Source organism: Novosphingobium aerophilum (assembly GCF_014230305.1).
Classification (GTDB): domain Bacteria; phylum Pseudomonadota; class Alphaproteobacteria; order Sphingomonadales; family Sphingomonadaceae; genus Novosphingobium; species Novosphingobium aerophilum.
Map to the genome: position 1 here is coordinate 1 of NZ_JACLAU010000077.1, position 5527 is coordinate 5527.

The window sequence follows — 5527 nt, forward strand, 5'->3', positions numbered from 1 at the left end:
CACCGGGAAAGCTATGCCGGATTTTTGGAATTTGACCCTGTCCGGGGCGCGCCCCGGACAGGGTCAACGAGAAGAAGTGGGGAATTTTCAAATGTCACTTCTGGGGCATTTTACTCCGCCATCAACAAGCGCCGTGCGGGCTGCATCAGCGAGGGCAGGCGGCGCCCGCCGAGCGATCCAGGACAGGAAGTCCTGCCGCTCGTTGGCGTACCAGGAGCGCATGAGCTCGGCTGCTTCCGGACCCGGATTGTGCGATGGGCCAAGGTTTTCAAAGGCATAGTCACGCACATGGACGCACCAGAGCCGACGCAATGAGGCAAAGGCAAGGCCCGCGCCCAGCTCCTCACCCACGAAGGGGAGGGCACCTTCAATTCGTGCGAGCATGAGTTGCCACGGGGGAGGGGAGGGGAGCATCGAGCGATATGTATATCAATCACCTAAAAAGTATACTCTGCTTGTACGATACGATCGCTGTCCGATAATGGCTCTTCACGGACAGTGGAAATGGGGGTAGGACAGGGCCGGTTTTTGTCGTTTTCAGGATACGACTGGACGCTCCGGCGCCGCCCAATTTCTGGATCCTGCGTTGAAAGAATACGGCTGGATTCAGGGAAGAATACCGCCGGACGCCTGGATGCTGCGTGGCTGATCTCCAGCGTTTTTCGGCGACACTTTCTTAGCGCATCCACAGGCTAGGACAGGCGGGGCAGGGGGCTTCTCTCAACGTCCGCACACTCGGTTCAAACGGGATGGGTGCCAGGCATCTGATCCGCCTCGGACGATGGTCAACCGGGGCTCAAGCGATTACCATACGGGGACAACCGGTCGGTTGACCCCGTTAGATGGATTGTGACAAATGCCCTTGATCGGTTACGCCCGCGTTTCTACCGACGAACAGGATACCTTCGCCCAGATTAGTGAGTTAAGACGCGCAGGCTGTGTAACCCTATTCGAGGACCGGGCCAGCGGCGCTAGCCGCAGCCGTCCGAAACTGGCCAGCGCGCTCGCAGCGGTGGGACAGGGGGACACCCTCGTGGTTGTGCGGATCGATCGCCTCGCACGATCGTTGTCACATTTGCTGGAAATCGTCGAAGCGCTCCGCGCCAAGGGAGCGTATTTTCGCTCGATCAATGATCCGATCGACACCAGCAGCCCGCAAGGGATGCTGATGACACAGATGCTTGGCGCCTTTGCGGAGTTCGAACGTGCGCTTATTCGCGAGCGGACGCGGGCAGGGCTGAAGGCCGCGGTTGCGCGCGGCGCCAGACCGGGAAATCCGAAGATGCGCGCGAGAGACCCGTCGGCGATAGGCGACTTGCGCCACAGTTTGAAGGAAAAGCATCTTCACGAATTGGTCGATGGCCGGCTTCGATGGCTGCCAATCGTCGAGCGGTTGCGACCGCACTTACCCTGGAGCTTGGTGCTCCGGCGTATTCAGGCGCTTAAGCCGCCGGTGCGGTCGTTTTCCGAGCGTACCCTGGTGAAGGCATGCCGAACGTTGGTCGAAGCGGGCTACGCTGATCGGGTGATACTCGAGGCGGCGCCGCGATTGGCTCCCGACAGTCGGATCGCATTGCTGGTGGCCGACAAGCTCAACAACGATCCAGATGCTACTCTTCGCAGCCTCGCGACGTGGTTGAGCAAGGATTTGCGAGAGCCAACGCCGCGCAAAGGTACGCAATGGTCGCCTGAGGGGGTGAGGCGCGTGATTTCTCAGGCGCGGAATTTGGGCTTGATCGTCGTGCCGAAGTTACCGGCGACCTTATCGCCGTGAATGCCGGAGAAGGTCGGCTGCGGGCCGGTAGGCGACTGTCCGGATTGGAGCCGGATCGCGAGGACAGCTGACACTCACGTGGAGTCGGCTGCCGACCAAAGCACGAACCCGCTCCGCGGGAGGGTCGCTTGGGGTGACGTAGCGTAGTATTTGTGAGGCTTTCGGCGGGGCGGCGTCGCCCGCCGACGGTGGAGTTCCTTCAACGGAGAGGAACTTACCATGGATACTATCACGACCGCTGCCCCGACCCATTCGCTGCGTGAGCGTATGTTGCAGGACATGACGATGCGTGGCTTCGGGGCGCACACGCAGAAGGGCTCTGTTGCAAAGATTGGCGGCAGTCAGAGGTAGGCTGTCGCTCTGCGCCGATCAGGCGGCTGCTGCGAAATGGTGGTTGAGCATGCCCATGGCCTCCGTCAGCGCCGAGGGCCCAATGCCAAAAGCTCTCTCCACAAGGCGCACCTCGCCCCTGATGCCGGGCTGCAGGCACCAGGGGCGAGCCTGTCCTTTGCGCAGGGCTCGCATGACTTCGAATCCCTTGATCGTGGCATAGGCCGTGGGGATCGATTTGAAACCGCGCACCGGCTTGATCAGTATCTTGAGCTTTCCGTGATCGGCCTCGATCACGTTATTGAGATACTTCACCTGCCGGTGGGCCGTCTCCCGGTCCAGCTTTCCTTCGCGCTTCAATTCGGTGATCGCTGCACCATAGCTCGGCGCTTTGTCGGTATTGAGCGTGGCAGGCTTTTCCCAGTGCTTCAGGCCTCGCAGGGCCTTGCCCAGGAACCGCTTCGCTGCCTTGGCGCTGCGGGTCGGCGACAGGTAGAAATCGATCGTGTCGCCCCGCTTGTCGACTGCCCGGTACAGGTAGGTCCACTTGCCCCGCACCTTGACGTAGGTTTCATCCAGGCGCCAGCTCGGATCAAAGCCACGCCGCCAGAACCAGCGCAGCCGCTTCTCCATCTCCGGGGCGTAGCACTGGACCCAGCGATAGATCGTCGTATGGTCGACCGAAATGCCGCGTTCCGCCAGCATTTCCTCAAGGTCGCGATAGCTGATCGGATAGCGACAATACCAGCGCACCGCCCACAGGATCACATCACCCTGGAAATGGCGCCACTTGAAATCCGTCATCGTTCCGTCCGTCCAATCTCCGCCAAGCATGCTCAAGCTTCACGATTTTTGCAACAGAGCCCGGCGTGAAGCTGTGCCGTCCGTCGGAAGAGGTGCTCGACCTGCTGCCGGCCCGGCAGCGCGGCGCCTTCACCAAGGAAGATGGCGAGAAGGTCATCGACGACGCGGGCAACAGGATCGGCGCATGACCACCGCCGCGTCGGCCAAGCCGGGGATCAGCACATTCGAGCGCTATCTCAGCGTCTGGGTTGCGCTGTGCATCGTGGTCGGGATCGCGCTCGGCTACGCGCTGCCGGGCCTGTTCGGCGCGATCGCCGCAGCCGAGGTGGCGCGGGTCAACCTCGTCGTCGCGGTGCTCATCTGGCTGATGATCATCCCCATGCTGCTCAAGATCGACCTCCGCGCGCTCGGCTCTGTTCGCCAGCACTGGAAGGGCGTCGGCGTCACCCTGTTCATCAACTGGGCGGTGAAGCCGTTTTCGATGGCGCTGCTCGGCACGCTGTTTCTGGGCTGGCTGTTTCGGCCCCTGCTGCCGGCGGGCGAGGTCAGCTCCTATATCGCCGGTTTGATCCTGTTGGCCGCCGCACCCTGTACGGCGATGGTGTTCGTCTGGTCCAACCTCTGCGAGGGCGAGCCCACTTACACGCTGAGCCAGGTCGCGCTGAACGACGTGATCATGGTCTTTGCCTTCGCGCCGCTGGTCGGCCTGCTCCTCGGCGTCGCGTCGATCACGGTGCCGTGGGACACGCTGTTGATCTCGGTGATGCTCTACATCGTCGTGCCAGTCATCGTCGCGCAGATCGTCCGCAGTGTCGTGATCGGAGCGGGCGGACAGGAGGCATTGGACCGGCTGCTGGCTCGGCTTGGGCCGGTGTCGCTGCTGGCGCTGCTGACCACGCTGGTTCTGCTGTTCGGGTTTCAGGGTGAGGCGATCATCGCCCATCCGCTGGTCATTGCCCTGATCGCGGTGCCGATCCTCATTCAGGTCTATTTCAACGCGGGGCTCGCCTACTGGCTGAGCCGTAGGCTCGGTGTGGCATGGCGCGTCGCGGCCCCGGCTGCGTTGATCGGCGCCTCCAACTTTTTCGAGCTGGCCGTCGCCGCCGCGATCAGCCTGTTCGGGCTCAACTCGGGAGCGGCGCTGGCGACCGTCGTCGGCGTGCTGGTCGAGGTGCCGGTGATGCTGTCGGTCGTCTCGATCGTGAAGCGGACGCGGCCCTGGTACGAGGCGAGAGCGACGGCATGACCCAGGTCTATTTCTCGGAGGCTCGGCACGCTGATGATGTCCTGCGCCTCGCGCTCGGCGCCGCGCAGCTCCCGACCGACGATCTCGGCGGTCTCGACCAGATGTTCTTCAGCCTGTCCGACGATGAAGGGCTGATCGGGTTCATCGGTCTGGAAGGCAACGACGCTGACCGGCTGCTCCGCTCGCTGGTAGTGCTGCCGACCCGGCGCGGCAAGGGCTACGGCCGGATGCTGGTCGAGCGCCTCGAAGGCGTCGCCGATGGCGCGGTCGATCGGCTACACCTTCTGACCAGCGGCTCCGGGGAGTTCTTCCGCAGGCTCGGCTACGCCGATGCCGATCGCGATGCCGCGCCGGCGTTCATCGCCGCGACTGCGCAGTTCACGTCGCTGTGCGGTCCGCGCGCGACCTATCTCGTCAAGGATCTTGGATGACTCGCCTTCGTGACCTGGCCGACCCCGACCATCTGCCCGCGCTAGATCGCAGCATCGCGATCGCCCGGCCGGGCACCGGCATGGGCGACGATCAGCCACCGCCGCGCATCCTGCTGCTCTATGGGTCGCTGCGCGAACGCTCGTTCAGCCGGCTTGTAGCCGAGGAAGCGTCGCGACTGCTGATCCTGTTCGGCGCAGAGGTGCGGATATTCGATCCGAGCGACCTGCCGCTCCCCGATCAGGTGAAGGGCGACGATCATCCCGCCGTCCACGAACTCCGGCAGCATGCGCTATGGTCCGAAGGCATGGTCTGGTGCAGCCCCGAGCGACACGGCCAGATCACCGGCATCATGAAGGCGCAGATCGACCATCTGCCGCTGGAGTTCGGCGGCATGCGTCCGACCCAAGGTCGCACCCTCGCGGTCATGCAGGTGTCTGGCGGCTCGCAGTCGTTCAACGCGGTCAACACGCTGCGCCTTCTCGGCCGCTGGATGCGCATGATTACCATCCCCAACCAGTCGAGCGTGGCAATGGCGTTCAAGGAGTTCGACGAAGGCGGCCGCATGCGCCCGTCGAGCTATTATGACCGGATCGTGGACGTGATGGAGGAACTGGTCCGATTCACGATCCTGACCCGCGCTCACGCTTGGCAACTCGTCGATCGCTATTCCGAACGGAAGGCCGCACAGGCGAAGCGTGATGCTGCGGCCGATCTTGCCTCGCGCGCGCTCGGCTGATGGCCGCGGGTTGCCCACCAGTTAGACTTAGAATGGCCGCTTATTCTGAAAACAGCCATCCGGGCTAACCCATCCAAAGCTAGCGTCCGCGCTCGTGGTGTAATTTCCGGTGTAGGCGATGGTGTATTCCGGGGTGGGGCATGCCCCACCCCGGAATGCGGCGTCGCTGGTGGCCACCGGGCTCATCGTTATGGTGGAGTTTGCA

Annotated in this window: 5 protein-coding genes and 1 pseudogene; 5 read left to right on the top strand and 1 reads right to left on the bottom strand. The window is 63.1% G+C overall.

Translation table 11 applies throughout. The features are described 5' to 3' along the window. The first annotated feature begins 856 nt into the window (after positions 1-856). Complete coding sequence (locus tag H7F49_RS18715) at positions 857-1774, top strand: recombinase family protein (protein ID WP_017503726.1); 918 nt, start codon at positions 857-859, stop codon at positions 1772-1774. A 369-nt stretch (positions 1775-2143) separates the two neighbouring features. Here H7F49_RS18715 and H7F49_RS18720 read toward each other — a convergent pair whose 3' ends face one another. Then, positions 2144-2908, bottom strand: coding sequence for an IS6-like element IS6100 family transposase (locus H7F49_RS18720; RefSeq protein WP_001389365.1), 765 nt, complete (start codon positions 2906-2908; stop codon positions 2144-2146). A gap of 62 nt (positions 2909-2970) precedes the next feature. On the opposite strand from H7F49_RS18720, the pseudogene H7F49_RS18725 reads away from it, so the two are divergent. The 4 genes and pseudogenes from H7F49_RS18725 to arsH all read left to right on the top strand — a co-directional run. After that, positions 2971-3096, top strand: a pseudogene (locus H7F49_RS18725) (arsenate reductase); the annotation flags it as partial. Next, complete coding sequence (gene arsB, locus H7F49_RS18730) at positions 3093-4154, top strand: ACR3 family arsenite efflux transporter (protein ID WP_017502971.1); 1062 nt, start codon at positions 3093-3095, stop codon at positions 4152-4154. The pseudogene H7F49_RS18725 and the gene arsB, both read left to right, overlap by 4 nt. Beyond that, a complete protein-coding gene (locus H7F49_RS18735; RefSeq protein WP_017502972.1) occupies positions 4151-4585 on the top strand; it encodes a GNAT family N-acetyltransferase in 435 nt (144 codons plus the stop codon). Before arsB ends, H7F49_RS18735 begins: the two co-directional genes overlap by 4 nt. Beyond that, complete coding sequence (arsH, locus tag H7F49_RS18740; protein WP_185685085.1) at positions 4582-5322, top strand: arsenical resistance protein ArsH; 741 nt, start codon at positions 4582-4584, stop codon at positions 5320-5322. The genes H7F49_RS18735 and arsH overlap by 4 nt, the downstream gene beginning before the upstream one ends. The last annotated feature ends 205 nt before the right edge of the window (positions 5323-5527 follow it).